The following is a 15,710-nucleotide window of genomic DNA, read 5'->3' as shown; positions in this document are numbered from 1 at the left end:
TGGCCGGCGTAGCGTTTGCAAAACGGATAACAGGAGAGACACCATGGCAGGTATGCCGACCAAAGCCATTGGCGCCCAACGAAGTTCCATATCAGTGGCGGCGTCCAAGCGTGATACGAGGCTCGATGTGATTCGTGGTCTCGCGCTCATCACGATCTTCATCAATCACGTTCCGGGGCAAATCTTCGAATATATCACGACCAAGAATTTCGGCTTTTCCGATGCCGCCGAAGCCTTCGTGCTGATCTCGGGCATTGCAGTCGGTCTTGCCTATGGCTCGCGCTTCAAGGCGGGAAAGCGACTGGAAATGGCGATCAAGGCGGCAAAGCGTGCCTTCACGCTTTATCTTGCCCATATGATCACCACTTTCGTGACGCTTGCGCTGTTCATCTGCGGCGCCTGGTTGTTCCACCGGCCGGGGCTATTGGTCGAGATTAATATTCTGGCGGTGCTGATGAACCTGAAGGAGGGCATTCCCGCCCTGCTCTTGCTCGGCCATCAGATCGGCTACAACAATATCCTGCCGATGTATGGCGCACTGATGCTGATGGTGCCACTTATCCTGCTGCTGAACGAGAAGAGCGCGTTGCTGGCGCTTGCGGTTTCCGGAACGGTCTGGCTGCTCGCCGGCATTTACCAGATCGCGCCGCAGAACATGCTTTTCGAGGGCGACTGGTTCCTCAATCCCTTCTCCTGGCAGTTCCTGTTCACGATCGGCATCGTGTCGATGATGCATGTCAAGCGCGGCGGCACGCTTCCCCACCATCCGCTGCTTTTCGCGCTGGCACTCGGCTATGTCGTGCTCTCCTTCATCTGGGTGACGGCGCGTCTTTGGGATATCGGAAACTATCTTGCAGCACTTGGCCTGCCTGCCGTGCTGACCGGCTTCGACAAGACATTCCTGTCGCTGCCGCGCCTCCTGCATGTGCTGGCGCTCGCCTATCTGGTGATCAATATTCCGACGGTGTCCCAGGCTTTCCGCCGCCCGGCCGATCATCCGCTGACGATCCTCGGCCGGCACTCGCTCAATATCTTTGTCGCCGGCACCATCCTGGCGATGGTCGGGCAGGTGCTGCTCTACATTACCAACCGTGACCAGATCATCGGTCCGATCTTCGTGCTTGTCGGCATCGCCGCCCAGTTCGCCTATGCCTATCATCTCGAATACAAGCGCGAACAGGAAAACACTCGGCCTCTTGCCAGCGGCGGCGCCATTCCGGTGCCCGTCCGCATCAGCCGTGGAGTGGACGCCTATAGCCAGGGCAAGCGCAAATAGGCAGACTTCCTTAAGGAATACGGAGCCGGCGGTCGAAGAGGCCGCCGGCTTTTTCGCCGAGCGTTGGGTGGTTACGCCTTGACGCAGTTGTTCCAGGTGGAATGCGCAGCCGCAAGCGGGACCTCCGGGATCACTATGAGATTTTGATCTTTTAGCCGTTCATCACGAATGGAACGGCTACGCGCCTCGCTCCATTTTGGCTTCCTGAGGCAATGCCAATGATAGGGAGCACGAAGATGTACTTCGAACTCAAGGACGCCACAGCCGATATCCTCGCCAAGAGCCGTCGGCATAACGAACTCTGCGATCTTCCGCTTGACCTGATCTCCTCCAAACGTGAGGCCTATGACATTCAGGCGATTGCGCAGGATGCGCTGGGTTTCGAGCGCAAGGGCTATGCGCTCGTCGGCACGAGCGAGGAATCGCGCCACACTCTCGGTCTTGCAAAGTCGATCTATTCCGAAATTCCTGCTTCCGCACTGTTTGCCGGCACGAAGGAATTCCGGCTGCCGCAAGGCACCATCGGTGTCCAGTGTGAGCTGGTTTTCACGATGCTGCGGTCTTATCCGGATATCGGAGAGCCGATCAACCTCGACAGTGCTGCTGAAGCGGTGCTCGATTGTCGCCCGGCCGTCGGCATTCTCGGCCGGCGCACGCGGCGGGTCTTCACGGGAGATTACGCAGCGATCGCCGACTTCGGCCTACATGTCGCAACCCTGTGCGGTGATCATACCGGAGCGCTGACATCAGCCGATCTTGCCAGCATCGATATTACAACCTTCCTGTTCAAGCAGACGGTCTTTTCGGGGACATCCGCATCGGTCATGGGCAATCCGCTCAATGCCGTCGTCTGGCTGACAAACCAACTTTCGGCGAACGGCAGGCAGCTTCAGGCCAACGATATCGTTGCGACGGGATCGTGCACCACCATTCTTCAGGTTTGGCCCGGCCAGCATCTGGCGGCTGATTTCGGACCGCTTGGACAGGTCGAATGCATCTTTGCGTGACACGCATTTCAAACGGAAAGGACAAGGTATGAGGTCGCAGCGAAAGCCATTCATTGTCGAGATCAAGAAGACGAAACAGTTCTGCCGCAAGCCGGTTCCGGCTGAGGCCAATCGCCCGGACGCAGCGATGAAGACAGGGACAAAGACGGCTGTCGGCCTGGCCATCCGGAGCGAGGGGCGCGCCTGATGGTTAGTCGCAACATTCCTCACGAATATTTCCTGCTTGATGCCGCGAAGGCAGACGGCCCTGTGGTCGGTCATCTTCGCGGCAAACCGATTTCTGCCGTGGTCATCGACCGGAACGGTGGCTGCTATCGGTTTGTCGGCGTTGCCGCCAGAGATGGCCGCGGCAGACTTGATGTCATGTCGCTCAAACAGGGCGAATGGATCCTTGCACCTGACCTCGTCTATGCAGAAGCGGCTTAGAGACTCTACGGATCAATCCTTACCGATGATGAGAACAAGCGGGTCTGCCCACAGCGATTCACAGGGAATCCCGCGCAACAAAAAAGGCCGGAAGAGCGATGCCCTTCCGGCCTTTTGTCGTGTCCTTGCGAAGCCGATCAGGCAGCTTCGGTCGTATGGGCCTTGCGGACTTCGTCGTCAGTCAGGATGCCGCTGGCGCGGAGCAGAGCGGCGAAGCGGCCGTTCGAGTGGCTGAGCTCATCGAAGCTGCCGTGCTCGACGATGCGGCCGTTATCCAGGAACAGCACCATATCCGCCTCGCGGACCGTCGAGAGACGGTGGGCGATGATGAAGGTGGTGCGGTTCTGACGCAGGTTGTCGATCGCCGCCTTGACGCGGGCTTCCGTCTCGACGTCGAGAGCGGAGGTCGCCTCGTCCAGCACCAGGATCGGCGCATCCTTAAGAATGGCGCGGGCGATCGCGATACGCTGGCGTTCACCGCCGGAGAGCTTGTTGCCGCGCTCGCCGACATGGGTGTCGTACTGCTCGTCGCGGTTCTCGATGAAGTCGGCAGCGGCAGCCGCTTCGGCGGCGCGGCGCATATCCTCTTCCGAAGCGTTCTCGCGGCCGAGGCGGATGTTGTCGCTGATCGAGCGGTTCAACAGGCCCGCGTCCTGGAAGACGGTGGCGATATAGCGGCGCAGCGACTTGCGCGTGACCTTGCTGATATCGTGGCCGTCGACGAGGATCTGGCCGCCCTGCGGGTCATAGACGCGCTGGAGCAGGTTGACGAGCGTCGTCTTGCCAGCGCCGGTCGGGCCGACGATCGCAACCGTCTGGCCGGCCTTCACCTTGAAGGAGACGTTGTGCAGGCCCTGCGAGCTGTTGGCGAAGCCGAAGGAGACGTCGTTGAACTCGACATCACCCTTGACGTCCTTGATCTCGCCGTTTCCGGCCGGCTCTTCGCGTTCGCGGACGGAATCTTCCAGATTGTAGAAGTCTTCCAGCTTCGAACGGGCTTCGAAAATCTGCGTGGCGAACTGACGCATCAGGTCAAGGCGGGCAATCAGCAGGTTGGCGAAGCCAATGAAGGCGATAACGTCGCCGACGCGCAGTTCGCCGTTCTGGACGAGCACGGTGCCGATGACGAGCACGACCATCATGGCGATCGTCGAGGCCATGCGGTTCAGCGCGCTCGCAAGCGCCCACCAGTCGAGTACCGGATACTGCGCCTGCAGCAGGCGATCGGCGAAGGACTTCAGCGCACGCGTCTCGGCATCGATGCGGTTGTAGCTATGGAGAACCGAGACGTTGCTGATGGAATCGCTGACATGGCCGAAGACGGTATGATAGTGGTTTTCGACCGAAGCCTGGCCGTCCTTGGTGCGGCTCATGACCACACGGCCGATGATCCAATAGGCGATACCGAGCACGATCAGGACTGCGGAGAGACGCAGATCCATGGACATTGCGGTCGGGATGAGCAGACCAAGCGCAATGACCGTCGAAAGATGGTTGCGCATGAACTCCAGCCACAGGCCGAACAGAGTTTCGCAAGCGCGCAGCAGCGTGTGCAGCGCGTTGGATGTGCCCCGCTGGTGGTGCCAGGAAAGCGGCATGGAGATGATGCGGCCGAATGCCTCGGTCAGAAGCGTCGCGCGGCGGCCATGGGCCAACCTGTCGGCTTCGCGTGCCACGAGGACGAACGCTATGGTGTTGAAGACGGCAAACGCCGCCCACATCATGAGGATCGGCTTGACCTCGCCCTTGCCGGAAATCGCATCGATGATACGGCCGAACAGTATCGGCTCGGCGATGGTGATGGCCGCCAATACGATATTCGCGATAACGACGAGGGATACGCGGAGCTTGTAGGCGCCAAGATAGCGCAGAGCCCTTGCATAGACCTTGAATAACGACACGTCGGGACCTCTTTTGCATCTGCGAAAAAACGGGATGATGCGATGCTACAAAGATCTACCTGAACCGACGATTAACGGGATATTCAGGTTTGGAATCCGGCTTCGAAATTCGCGCGTACGGTGCGATCGCTCAGTGCGATAAGTGACCATAGTTTCGAAATTGTTGCTTAGGCATACATCGCGACAATTTGCGCTTGCATTCCCTGGAGCGTCTAGCGCACCATCCAGTTTGTGAACTGCAATTTTTTAATAAAGACCGTTCAGCGGCGGGTTATCAGGCCTGCTCCGGCGGCCTCGTTGGTCCGGGCAAGGGGCATTTTGTGCAAATTCATTCTTTAATTCAATTACTTGTGATTCTAGAGGAACATTCCGACAGCGAAAGCGCGATCGAAGAACTCGACAAGGTGATCCGCGCGAGCGGATTCGATTTCTATGGTCTGCTTCGCCACCCCAAGCAGGGAGACAACCCATGGAGTGTGACTATGGCCAGCCGGTGGCCGGACAGATGGTCACACGTCTATGCAGTGAAAAAATATGTGCTCGTCGATCCGACCGTGCGGTATCTTGCACATGCGCAGCGGCCCTTCCGCTGGCGCGACAGCATGGCCGCTTTTAGGGCCGACCCGCATCAGCGCCGCATGGAGCAGATGATGGTCGATGCCTTCGGCCATGGGCTGGAAGACGGCTATGTCTTCCCGATCTATGGACGAAACGGCATCTTGGGCAGCCTCAGCCTCGGCGGTAAGCCCGTCGAGCTTTCACCGGCTGAAATCTCGCTTTTCGAGGCGATCGCCCGCAAAACCTTCTGGCGGCTGCTCGATCTGCAGGGCGAAGCTGCGACGCTGGAAACGGTGCCGATAACCGACACACAGCTGACCCGGCGCGAAATGGAAATCCTGCATTATCTCGCCGAGGGTATGACCTCGATGGAAATCAGCAAGCATCTGAAGATCTCCAATCATACGGTCGACTGGTACATGAACGGTCTGCAGGATAAGCTGAAGGCCAAGAACCGGCAGCAGGCGGTGGCGCTTGCTTTCCGGTATGGTTTGATTACCTGAGATCTAAGAAATTCTATTTCGTCGAGACGAGGGAAATTGAACTTTCTGTAACAGCACGTTAAGAATTCTCTTCGCGGGTGCAGCATGGCCCGTTTTTCGTGCTTTGAGGAGAGTACATTGCCCATATCGAAGATCCTTGTCGCCAACCGTTCCGAAATCGCCATCCGCGTCTTCCGCGCGGCCAATGAGCTCGGAATAAAAACGGTCGCGATATGGGCTGAGGAAGACAAGCTGGCGCTGCACCGCTTTAAGGCCGATGAGAGCTATCAAGTCGGCCGCGGCCCGCATCTCGCCCGTGATCTCGGCCCGATCGAAAGCTATCTTTCGATCGACGAAGTGATCCGTGTCGCCAAGCTTTCCGGCGCCGACGCCATTCATCCGGGCTACGGTCTGCTTTCGGAAAGCCCCGAATTCGTCGATGCCTGCAACGCCGCAGGCATCACCTTCATCGGCCCGAGGGCCGATACTATGCGTCAGCTCGGCAACAAGGTGGCAGCGCGCAATCTCGCCATTTCGGTCGGCGTTCCGGTCGTTCCGGCGACTGAGCCGCTGCCTGACGATATGGCGGAAGTTGCCAAGATGGCTGCCGCGATCGGCTATCCCGTGATGCTGAAGGCGTCCTGGGGCGGCGGCGGTCGCGGCATGCGCGTCATCCGCTCCAAAGCAGATCTCGCTCGCGAGGTAACCGAGGCCAAGCGCGAGGCGATGGCTGCCTTCGGCAAGGACGAAGTCTATCTCGAAAAGCTCGTCGAGCGCGCCCGCCACGTCGAAAGCCAGATTCTTGGCGATACACACGGCAATGTCGTGCATCTCTTCGAGCGCGACTGCTCTATTCAGCGCCGTAACCAAAAGGTCGTCGAGCGCGCGCCCGCCCCATATCTGTCGGAAGCGCAGCGTCAGGAACTTGCAGCCTATTCGCTGAAGATCGCGCAGGCGACGAATTATGTCGGCGCCGGCACTGTCGAATACCTGATGGATGCCGATACCGGCAAATTCTACTTCATCGAAGTCAATCCGCGCATCCAGGTCGAGCATACGGTCACCGAAGTCGTGACCGGCATCGATATCGTCAAGGCACAGATCCATATCCTCGACGGTTTCGCGATCGGCACTGAGGAATCCGGCGTGCCGAAGCAGGCGGATATCCGCCTCAACGGCCATGCGCTGCAGTGCCGTATCACGACGGAAGATCCGGAGCACAATTTCATTCCGGACTATGGCCGCATCACTGCCTATCGCTCGGCATCGGGCTTCGGCATTCGCCTCGACGGCGGCACGTCCTATACCGGCGCGATCATCACCCGCTACTACGACCCGTTGCTGGTGAAGGTGACGGCTTGGGCGCCGAACCCGCTGGAGGCGATTTCGCGCATGGACCGCGCACTGCGCGAATTCCGTATTCGTGGTGTTGCCACCAACCTGACCTTCCTGGAAGCGATCATTACGCATCCGAAGTTCAGAGATAACACCTATACGACCCGTTTCATCGACACCACGCCTGAGCTCTTCCAGCAGGTCAAGCGCCAGGACCGTGCCACCAAGCTTTTGACCTATCTCGCCGATGTCACCGTCAACGGGCATCCCGAGGCAAAGGATCGCCCACGGCCATCGGAGGATGCCGCCAAGCCGGTCGTACCCTACGCAGACGGCGGCAAGATCCCCGATGGTACGAAGCAGCTTCTCGACCAGCTCGGTCCGAAGAAATTCGGCGAGTGGATGCGCGAGCAGAAGCAGGTGCTGCTGACCGATACGACAATGCGCGACGGTCACCAGTCACTGCTCGCCACCCGCATGCGCACCTATGACATTGCCAAGATCGCCGGCACCTATGCGCATGCGCTGCCAAATCTCTTGTCGCTGGAATGTTGGGGTGGTGCGACTTTCGACGTCTCCATGCGCTTTCTGACCGAGGATCCATGGGAGCGTCTGGGGCTGATCCGCGAGGGAGCTCCCAACCTGCTGCTGCAGATGCTGCTGCGCGGCGCGAACGGCGTCGGCTACAAGAACTACCCCGATAATGTCGTCAAATACTTCGTCCGACAGGCCGCCAAGGGCGGTATCGATCTCTTCCGTGTCTTCGACTGCCTGAACTGGGTAGAGAATATGCGCGTGTCGATGGACGCCGTTGCCGAGGAGAACAAGCTCTGCGAAGCGGCGATCTGCTATACGGGCGATATCCTCAATTCGGCGCGACCGAAGTATGACCTGAAATATTATACGGATCTTGCCGTCGAGCTCGAAAAGGCCGGCGCGCATATCATCGCGCTGAAGGACATGGCGGGCCTCCTGAAGCCGGCCGCGGCCAAGGTGCTGTTCAAGGCGCTGCGCGAAGCGACCAGCCTGCCGATCCACTTCCACACGCATGATACGTCGGGCATTGCCGCGGCCACGGTTCTTGCTGCCGTGGATGCAGGCGTCGATGCCGTCGATGCAGCGATGGATGCACTGTCAGGCAATACCTCGCAGCCCTGCCTGGGTTCCATCGTCGAAGCGCTGCGTGGCTCCGAGCGCGATCCGGGCCTCGATCCGGAATGGATCCGCCGCATCTCTTTCTATTGGGAAGCGGTTCGCAATCAATATGCGGCCTTCGAGAGTGACCTCAAGGGACCTGCTTCGGAAGTCTACCTGCACGAAATGCCGGGCGGCCAGTTCACCAACCTCAAGGAACAGGCCCGTTCGCTAGGGCTCGAGACCCGCTGGCACCAGGTGGCGCAGGCCTATGCCGACGCCAACCAGATGTTCGGCGATATCGTCAAGGTGACGCCGTCGTCCAAGGTCGTTGGCGATATGGCGCTGATGATGGTGAGCCAAGACCTGACGGTTGCCGATGTGGTCAGCGCTGAGAAAGAAGTTTCTTTCCCGGAATCGGTCGTCTCGATGCTGAAGGGCGATCTCGGCCAGCCTCCGTCAGGATGGCCGGAAGCGCTGCAGAAGAAGGCTCTGAAGGGAGAGCAACCTTATACGGTGCGCCCCGGCTCGCTGCTTGACGATGCCGACCTCGACGCGGAGCGCAAGGCGATCGAGACCAAGCTGGAGCGTGAAGTCAGCGACTTCGAGTTTGCCTCCTACCTGATGTATCCGAAGGTCTTCACCGATTTCGCATTGGCTGCGGACACTTATGGTCCGGTCTCGGTGCTGCCGACGCCCTCCTATTTCTACGGCCTCAAGGATGGCGAAGAGCTGTTTGCCGATATCGAAAAGGGCAAGACGCTGGTCATCGTGAACCAGGCGATGAGCGGCACCGATAGCCAGGGCATGGTCACCGTCTTCTTCGAACTCAATGGCCAACCGCGCCGCATCAAGGTGCCGGATCGGGCGCACGGCGCTTCGGGGGCTGCGGCCCGCCGCAAGGCGGAAGCCGGCAATGCCGTCCATGTCGGGGCGCCGATGCCAGGCGTCATCTCGCGTGTCTTCATTGCGCCTGGCCAGGTCGTCAGTGCCGGTGACGTACTCGTCTCCATCGAGGCGATGAAGATGGAAACGGCGCTGCATGCGGAAAAGGACGGCACGATTTCGGAAGTCCTGGTCAAGGCCGGCGACCAGATCGACGCCAAGGATCTGCTCGTCGTCTATGCCGGTTAAGAAGACGACGGACGATCGTTTCCGGCATCACCCGATTGTGTACGATAGTGTCGTTAAAAAGCTGATTTTTCTATGAGTTAGCAGCCTTCTCGCCTTGCCGGGCGAGGAGGCTTTCTCATAGACTTCGGCTCCCATCACCGCCCCCAAGATCAATCAGGGATCATCTCATGAGCAAGTTGAAGATTGCCGTCATCGTTGGCAGCACGCGTATTGGCCGTTTCGCTGAACATCCGGCCAAGTGGATCGCCGAGCTCGTCGACCAGCGTTCCGATCTCGAAGTCGAGGTTCTCGATCTTCTCGACTACCCGATGCATTTCTTCGGCGAAGCGCGCGCCACCACGGCGGAAAGCGAAACCGCCGAGCGCTGGAAGAAGAAGCTGCGCGAATTCGACGGCTTCATCTTCACGGTCGCCGAATATAACCATGCTCCGACGGCTGTTCTGAAAAACGCGATCGATCTCGGCGAATTCATCCATAAGCCGGTCGGCTTCGTCGGTTACGGCGGCGTCGGTGGCGCACGCGCCGTCGAGCAGCTTCGTCTGGTCTTCGTCGAAATGAGTGCAGCTTCTGTCAGGACGGGGGTACACATCGCGTTCAGCGAATATCTTGCCGTTCTGAAGGAAGGCAGGAGCCTCGGCGATTACGCGCATCTGAACGAAGCTGCCAAGAACCTGCTCGATCAGCTGACCTGGTGGGGAAATGCGCTGAAGGCAGCACGTGCCGTCGTCACTGCCGCCTGATCGGAATTTCCGTATGCCGGGATTTCGCATCCCGGCATCGCCTCAAATATCGTAGGTATGAGCGGCGTTGATGGTAGAGATGAAGCGCTTGGTGCGCTCCTTCTCCGGCGTATTGAAGATCGCTCTGGCGCTGCCGGTTTCCACCACGCTGCCGGCCTCCAGAAAAACCACGTCATTGGCAATCTTGGAGGCGAGGCGAAGATCATGGGTCGCCATGACCATGGTCGTGCCTTCCCTGGCAAGCTGACCCAGCACATCCACCACTTCCGCTGACAGTTCCGGATCAAGCGCAGACGTCGGCTCGTCGCAGAGCAATACGCGCGGCGAAGGCGCAAGAGCGCGGGCGATCGCCACGCGCTGCTGCTGGCCGCCGGAGAGCGTCGAGGGCCAGGCATCGGTCTTGTGTGCCATGCCGACCTTGGTCAGCAGCTCCATGGCGCGTTCGCGCGCCTTTTCCCTTGGCCATTTCAGGACTGTGACCAGACCTTCCATGACGTTTTCGATCGCCGTCTGATGCGGAAAGAGCTGAAAGTTCTGGAACACCATGCCGGTCTGACGACGGATCTTCTGGATTGCCTGCCAGCCCACACGCTTGCCGGGCGTGAAAGAGAGCGTTTCTTCGCCGAGGCGAATGGTGCCTACGGTCGGGATCTCCAGGAGATTGATGCAGCGGAGCAGGGTGCTCTTGCCGCCGCCGGAGGGGCCGACGAGGGCGGTGACGCTGCCTTCCGGGATGCGGATGCTGATGTCCTTCAAGATGACGGCGTCGCCGAAGCGCTTTTCGATATTGGAAAGCTCGATCATGCATTTGCCTCCAGCATCCCGCCGTAACGGGCGAACCGGCGCTCCAGCCGCTGCTGCAGCGTCGAGAGTACGGAGCTCAAGGCGAGATAGATCAGCGCCGCCTCAATATAAAGGATCAGCGGTTCGTAGGTGGTCGCGACGATGCGCTGTGCGGCCTGGAAGAGCTCGGGCACTGTGATGGCAGCTGCGAGCGAGGTATCCTTGACCAGTGAAATGAAGGTATTAGACAGGGGCGGTACTGCGACGCGGGCCGCCTGCGGCAGGATGGTGCGGCTCATGGCCTGGCGCCAGCTCATGCCGATCGAATAGGCCGCTTCCCATTGGCCCTTTGGCACAGAGGAGATGACGGCGCGGATGATTTCGGAGCTGTAGGCGCCGATATTCAGCGTGAAGCCGATGAGCGCTGCCGGAAAGGCGTCGAGCAGAATGCCGATGCTGGGCAGGCCATAAAAGATCACGAAGAGCTGGACGAGCAGCGGCGTGCCGCGGATGACCCAGACATAGAAGCGCGCGATGGCTGCGACGGGCTCAGGGCCGAAGAGGCGGGCGATCGCGGTGATCAGGCCCAGGATCAGTCCAAAGGCGAAGGAAAGCAGGGTCAAGGGGATGGTGAAGATCAGCCCCGCCCAGAGGAGCGAGGGAAGCGATTCCGCCATCAGTTGGAGCCAGTGCGGCAAGGGCGTGTCCTCAAGAAAAGACGCGTCCGGCGAGTGTTCGCCGGACGCTTTCTCATGCAGCTATAAATGATATGGCGGCAGCGCGAAACCGCCGGTGTCAGGACTTACTTCGAAACGTCCTGGCCGAAATACTTGTCGGCGATCTTCTTGTAGGTGCCATCAGCCTTGATATCGGCGAGCGCCTTGTTGATCGCGTCGAGCAGTTCCGGCTCGCCCTTGCGGATGATGATGCCGGAATAGTCGGCATTTTCCTGCTGGGCCACGATCTTCACTGGAGCGTCCGGCTTGTGCTTCTTGAAGTCCAGGAAGGAGAGGCTGTCGTTGATCGTTGCGTCGGCGCGCTTCGTCAGGACGAGCTGGATCGACTGATCGAAGCCGTCGGTGCCGACGAGTTCGGCGCCCGCTTCCGTGGCGATCTTGCCGAAGTTGCTGGTCAGCGACTGGGCGGACTTCTTGCCCTTGAGATCGGCGAAGGTCTTGATGCTGTCGTCGCCGTCGCGAACGATCAGTACGGCCTTCGACGCGATATAGGGTTCGGAGAAGTCGTACTTCTGCTTGCGCGCGTCGGTGATACCGACCTGGTTGATGACGGTGTCATAACGCTTGGCGTCGAGGCCGGCGATCAGGCCGTCCCATTTGCCTTCGATGAATTCCGCCTTGACGCCGAGCTTGGCGGCCACCGCTTCGCCGATCTCGACGTCGAAGCCGACGAGCTTGCCGCTTTCGTCATGATAGGTGAAGGGCGCATAGGTGCCTTCCGTGCCGATCTTGAAGACGCCGGCAGACTTGATGGCGCTGAGGTTTTCGCCGGCATGGGCGGGCAGCAGGGCTGCAGCCTGAATGAGGGCGGCGGCGGCGACGGTTTTCAACCAGTTCATTGTTCTATCCATCCTTGGGAAGATTGTGTTCGGATGGTCGATACATCGCAGAAAATTGCGGTATCGAAAGCGTAGAAAACTGCAAATAAAAGCGGCAACTGCGAATATTTTTCTCAAGCTGCCACTCTGACCACGAATCTGGCTGAAACCGGTATCAGGCCACGGCGCGACGACGCAATTTTTCGCTGACGATGATGATCAAGCCCGCGCCAAGAATCATCACCGCACCGACGACGACATTCTGCGTGGGTACATCAGCCCAAATCAGATAGCCGAGGATGAAGGCCCAGACGAGCGATGTATATTCGAAGGGCGCGAGCACCGACACTGGAGCCTGACGCATGCCTTCAAAGAGGGCGAACTGGGCGCAGCCGGCGACGACACCGGTGCCGATGAGCAGGGCGAGTTGCGTGAGAGTTGGGGTCTGCCAGGTGTAGATCACGGCAATACCGGTCATTATGAGGAAGAAGACGTTGGAGACCGCAAGCTGGATGATAGTCTTCTCATGCAGCGAGGTTTTGCGCAGCAATACCATGGCGGAAGCCCAGAGCACGGCTGCCTGCAGCGCCAGATAGACCGGCCAGGAGATCGTGAGCCCGACGGGATTGCTGGCGATGAGCACACCGACGAAGCCGACACCGACCGCTAGCCAACGGGCGGGGGTGACCTCTTCCTTCAGGATGAACCAGGCGAGCAAGGTGCCGACGACAGGCGCTGCGTAATAGAGCGTCGTGACCTCGGCGAGCTGCAGATGACTTGCGGCCGTGTAGTATGAAAGCCATGCACAGAGCAGAAGGATGCTGCGGGCAATCATCGGCTTGATGATCGGCGAGGTGATCGCCTGATGCACAAGTTTGCTGCGGCCATAGGCGAGGCAGCCGAGAAGGATGGTGAGGCTGCGGAAGAACAGGATCTGCCAAACGGGAATGCTCGCCGTCAAAACCTTGACGATCGCATCATGGAAAGTGAACGCCATATAGGCGGCGGTCGTGAGCAGGATGCCCAGGCTGACGGAGTTTTTCACGGGATGTACCAGAGGCGGGCTATGCCGGCGGGAATCGGGAATGCCTGATCGATAGTCCTGCCCCCGGAGACGGTCAATATGCGAGATTTCGCCCTGGTCGTGGAGCTTTGTTTCAGAGCGTCAGAAAACGTGTGATCGTGCATGTTGCGTGCACGTTTATCAGTGTTTATGCATGATTTCAGATTTTGAAGGGTTGATCCGGTATAAACATGCAAGATTTCCTGTTGCGGGAACGCCAGACTGTCATTTCCGAGCGACTGAAGACGCATGGCCGCGTGCTGGCTGCAGAACTGGCACTCGAATTCGGCGTCTCGGAGGATACGGTGCGGCGCGATCTGCGCGAGATGGCGGCGGCAGGGCTCTGTGAGAGGGTATATGGCGGAGCGCTGCCGATTTCGCCGGCGCACGGAAGTCTGACCCAGCGCATGAGCTTTGCTGCCGACCGGAAACAGGCGCTGGCCCGCGCCGCGGCAGAGGAAATCGTCGCAGGTACGACGGTATTCTTCGATGCCGGCAGCACCAATCTGGCGATTGCCAATGCTCTGCCGGCCGATCTTCCGTTGACCGCTGCCACAAACGCGCCGGCGATTGCCGCGGCCCTGATCGAGAAGCCCGGTGTCAACGTGATCCTGATCGGTGGTCTGGTCGACCGCCAGACCGGCGGATCGCTTGGCGCAAAGGCCTTGCGGGACATGGAGCAGCTTTCGCCTGACCTTTGCATCCTGGGCGCCTGCGGCGTCGATATCGAGGCGGGACTGACGACTTTCGGCTTCGAGGATGCGGAGTTCAAGAGGTTCGCCACGTCGAGGAGCAAACGGGTGCTGGTAGCGGCGACGTCGGAAAAATTCGGTACGGCTGCGCCACACAGCGTTCTGCCGGTCGCGCATTGCGAATGCCTTGTCGTCGAGCACGATGCGGATGCCGCCATGCTCGAACAATACCGTGCACGCGGGTGCCGGACGATCATTGCGGACAAGACGGCTTGAGACCGTTCCGCCTTTTACGGGGATCGGGCAGGCAAGCCCGATCAAGAGGAAAGACAAGGAAATGGATAACAATGTGAGTGCAGCGCCGTGGGTACGGAGCGGCTTCATTACCAGGAGCAGAGCAGCGGTCTCGCTGCTCTTTCTCATGAATGGTTTCGTCGTCGGCTGCTGGGCGCCGAAGATTCCCGACTTTGCCGAGCGGCTGGGACTCACCAAGTTCGAGCTTGGGCTGATGATCCTCGTCTTCGGTTTCGGCTCGCTGGTCATGATGCCAATCGCCGGCGCGCAGATCGCCAAGCATGGTTCACGCGTTGTCGTGCGGGTGCTCGCCGTCTGTTTGCTGCCAATGCTTCTGGCGCTGACGCTGGCTCCCAACGTCATCATAGGGGCGATCTCGCTCTTCCTATTCGGCGGTTTCATGGGCGCGATGGACGTGGCAATGAACGCCAATGCCGTGGCGGTGGAAAAATCCATGCGCCGCGCGATCATGTCATCCTGCCATGCGTTCTGGAGCCTTGGCGGCCTGATCGGCTCCGGCCTTGGCGGCCTGGTGATCTCCAGGCTCGGCATTCTCGGCCACGCGGAACTGGCGACCGTGCTGGCCGCTGTTTTCCTTGCCGTTGCCTGGCCGATGGTTCTGGCCGATCCGCCGCATCCCGATACCAAGAAGGAGAAAACGAAGCTGCCGATGGTGCCGCTGCCGTGGCTGCTCGGTGTTATGGCGCTGTTCTGCATGGTGCCGGAAGGTGCTGTCCTCGACTGGGGGGCGCTTTATCTCAGGCAGGAAATGGGTGCGTCGGTCGCCCTCTCCGGCCTCGGCTTCGCGGCCTTCTCGGCGGCTATGGCGACCATGCGCTTTGCCGGCGATCTGGTCCGCGATCGTCTCGGCGGGGTCAAGACGCTGCGCATCTGCACGCTCTTTGCCATCGTCGGCATGCTGCTTGCGAGCCTTGCGCCTAATGCCGAAATCGCCATCATCGGCTTCGCGCTTTGCGGTATTGGTATTTCGAACATGGTGCCGATCGCCTTTTCGGCAGCGGGCAACATCCCCGGTCTGAAGCCCGGCATCGGCATCTCCGTCGTCACGACCCTGGGCTATTCCGGCATGCTGGTGGCGCCTTCTGTGATCGGCTTCGTGGCCGAGCATGTGGGCTTTGCGGCCGTCTTTATGGCGTTGCCGGTGCTGCTGCTCGTGGTTCTCGCATTCTCCAGGCTCGCGCAATATGCCGACGGGGTCTCGGGCGGCGGCCACTGAGCCGCCTCCAAACAAAAGTGATATACGGGGCGGTTGACAAGCTCGCGGGCTTGATCCACCTGAAAGGCTCTGTTTTCCGGGTGTAAGAGCTCT

Annotated in this window: 14 protein-coding genes; 9 read left to right on the top strand and 5 right to left on the bottom strand. The window is 59.7% G+C overall.

Annotated features, from left to right (window positions below; translation table 11 throughout):
* Positions 1–43: 43 nt before the first annotated feature.
* The 4 genes from J2X71_RS23080 (at position 44) to J2X71_RS23065 (ending at position 2,709) form a co-directional block, all read left to right on the top strand.
* The gene (locus J2X71_RS23080; protein WP_310385415.1) at positions 44–1,276 is read left to right on the top strand and encodes an OpgC domain-containing protein; all 1,233 of its coding nucleotides are present in this window, start codon (positions 44–46) and stop codon (positions 1,274–1,276) included.
* Positions 1,277–1,512: 236 nt separating this feature from the next.
* Complete coding sequence (locus J2X71_RS23075) at positions 1,513–2,283, top strand: hydratase (protein ID WP_310385413.1); 771 nt, start codon at positions 1,513–1,515, stop codon at positions 2,281–2,283.
* 28 nt (positions 2,284–2,311) lie between these two features.
* Positions 2,312–2,470, top strand: a complete 159-nt coding sequence (locus tag J2X71_RS23070) for a hypothetical protein (protein ID WP_310385411.1) — start codon at positions 2,312–2,314, stop codon at positions 2,468–2,470.
* Positions 2,470–2,709, top strand: a complete 240-nt coding sequence (locus J2X71_RS23065; protein WP_113319854.1) for a hypothetical protein — start codon at positions 2,470–2,472, stop codon at positions 2,707–2,709. Before J2X71_RS23070 ends, J2X71_RS23065 begins: the two co-directional genes overlap by 1 nt.
* Positions 2,710–2,846: 137 nt before the next feature.
* On the opposite strand, the gene J2X71_RS23060 is transcribed toward J2X71_RS23065, so the two are convergent.
* A complete protein-coding gene (locus tag J2X71_RS23060) occupies positions 2,847–4,610 on the bottom strand; it encodes a glucan ABC transporter ATP-binding protein/ permease (protein ID WP_113319853.1) in 1,764 nt (587 codons plus the stop codon).
* A 320-nt stretch (positions 4,611–4,930) separates the two neighbouring features.
* Here J2X71_RS23060 and J2X71_RS23055 point away from each other — a divergent pair, with 320 nt between their 5' ends.
* The 3 genes from J2X71_RS23055 (at position 4,931) to J2X71_RS23045 (ending at position 9,993) form a co-directional block, all read left to right on the top strand.
* Entirely contained in the window at positions 4,931–5,671 is a 741-nt protein-coding gene (locus J2X71_RS23055) for a LuxR family transcriptional regulator (protein WP_113319852.1), read from the top strand.
* A gap of 117 nt (positions 5,672–5,788) precedes the next feature.
* Entirely contained in the window at positions 5,789–9,253 is a 3,465-nt protein-coding gene (gene pyc / locus J2X71_RS23050; protein WP_310385406.1) for a pyruvate carboxylase, read from the top strand.
* Positions 9,254–9,420: 167 nt separating this feature from the next.
* Positions 9,421–9,993, top strand: coding sequence for an NAD(P)H-dependent oxidoreductase (locus J2X71_RS23045; protein ID WP_310385404.1), 573 nt, complete (start codon positions 9,421–9,423; stop codon positions 9,991–9,993).
* A gap of 42 nt (positions 9,994–10,035) precedes the next feature.
* Here J2X71_RS23045 and J2X71_RS23040 read toward each other — a convergent pair whose 3' ends face one another.
* The 4 genes from J2X71_RS23040 to J2X71_RS23025 form a co-directional block, all read right to left on the bottom strand.
* Complete coding sequence (locus J2X71_RS23040; RefSeq protein ID WP_113183627.1) at positions 10,036–10,797, bottom strand: amino acid ABC transporter ATP-binding protein; 762 nt, start codon at positions 10,795–10,797, stop codon at positions 10,036–10,038.
* Positions 10,794–11,474 carry an amino acid ABC transporter permease gene (locus tag J2X71_RS23035; protein ID WP_007827548.1) on the bottom strand — a complete coding sequence of 227 codons (681 nt, stop codon included), beginning with the start codon at positions 11,472–11,474 and terminating at the stop codon, positions 10,794–10,796. Before J2X71_RS23035 ends, J2X71_RS23040 begins: the two co-directional genes overlap by 4 nt.
* Before the next feature lie 104 nt (positions 11,475–11,578).
* A complete protein-coding gene (locus J2X71_RS23030; protein ID WP_310385398.1) occupies positions 11,579–12,352 on the bottom strand; it encodes an amino acid ABC transporter substrate-binding protein in 774 nt (257 codons plus the stop codon).
* 154 nt (positions 12,353–12,506) lie between these two features.
* Positions 12,507–13,376 carry a DMT family transporter gene (locus J2X71_RS23025; protein ID WP_310385396.1) on the bottom strand — a complete coding sequence of 290 codons (870 nt, stop codon included), beginning with the start codon at positions 13,374–13,376 and terminating at the stop codon, positions 12,507–12,509.
* 209 nt (positions 13,377–13,585) lie between these two features.
* On the opposite strand from J2X71_RS23025, the gene J2X71_RS23020 reads away from it, so the two are divergent.
* Together J2X71_RS23020 and J2X71_RS23015 are read left to right on the top strand one after the other, a co-directional pair.
* A complete protein-coding gene (locus tag J2X71_RS23020; RefSeq protein WP_310385394.1) occupies positions 13,586–14,362 on the top strand; it encodes a DeoR/GlpR family DNA-binding transcription regulator in 777 nt (258 codons plus the stop codon).
* A gap of 61 nt (positions 14,363–14,423) precedes the next feature.
* Positions 14,424–15,617 (top strand): MFS transporter, encoded by a 1,194-nt coding sequence (locus tag J2X71_RS23015; protein WP_310385392.1) that lies wholly within the window; start codon positions 14,424–14,426, stop codon positions 15,615–15,617.
* Positions 15,618–15,710 lie beyond the last annotated feature (93 nt).

The sequence above is a fragment of the Rhizobium sp. 1399 genome (assembly GCF_031455475.1).
In the GTDB taxonomy this organism is placed as follows: Bacteria; Pseudomonadota; Alphaproteobacteria; order Rhizobiales; family Rhizobiaceae; genus Rhizobium.
Note: the sequence above shows the minus strand (reverse complement) of the source record. Positions and strands in the feature narration are given on the sequence as shown.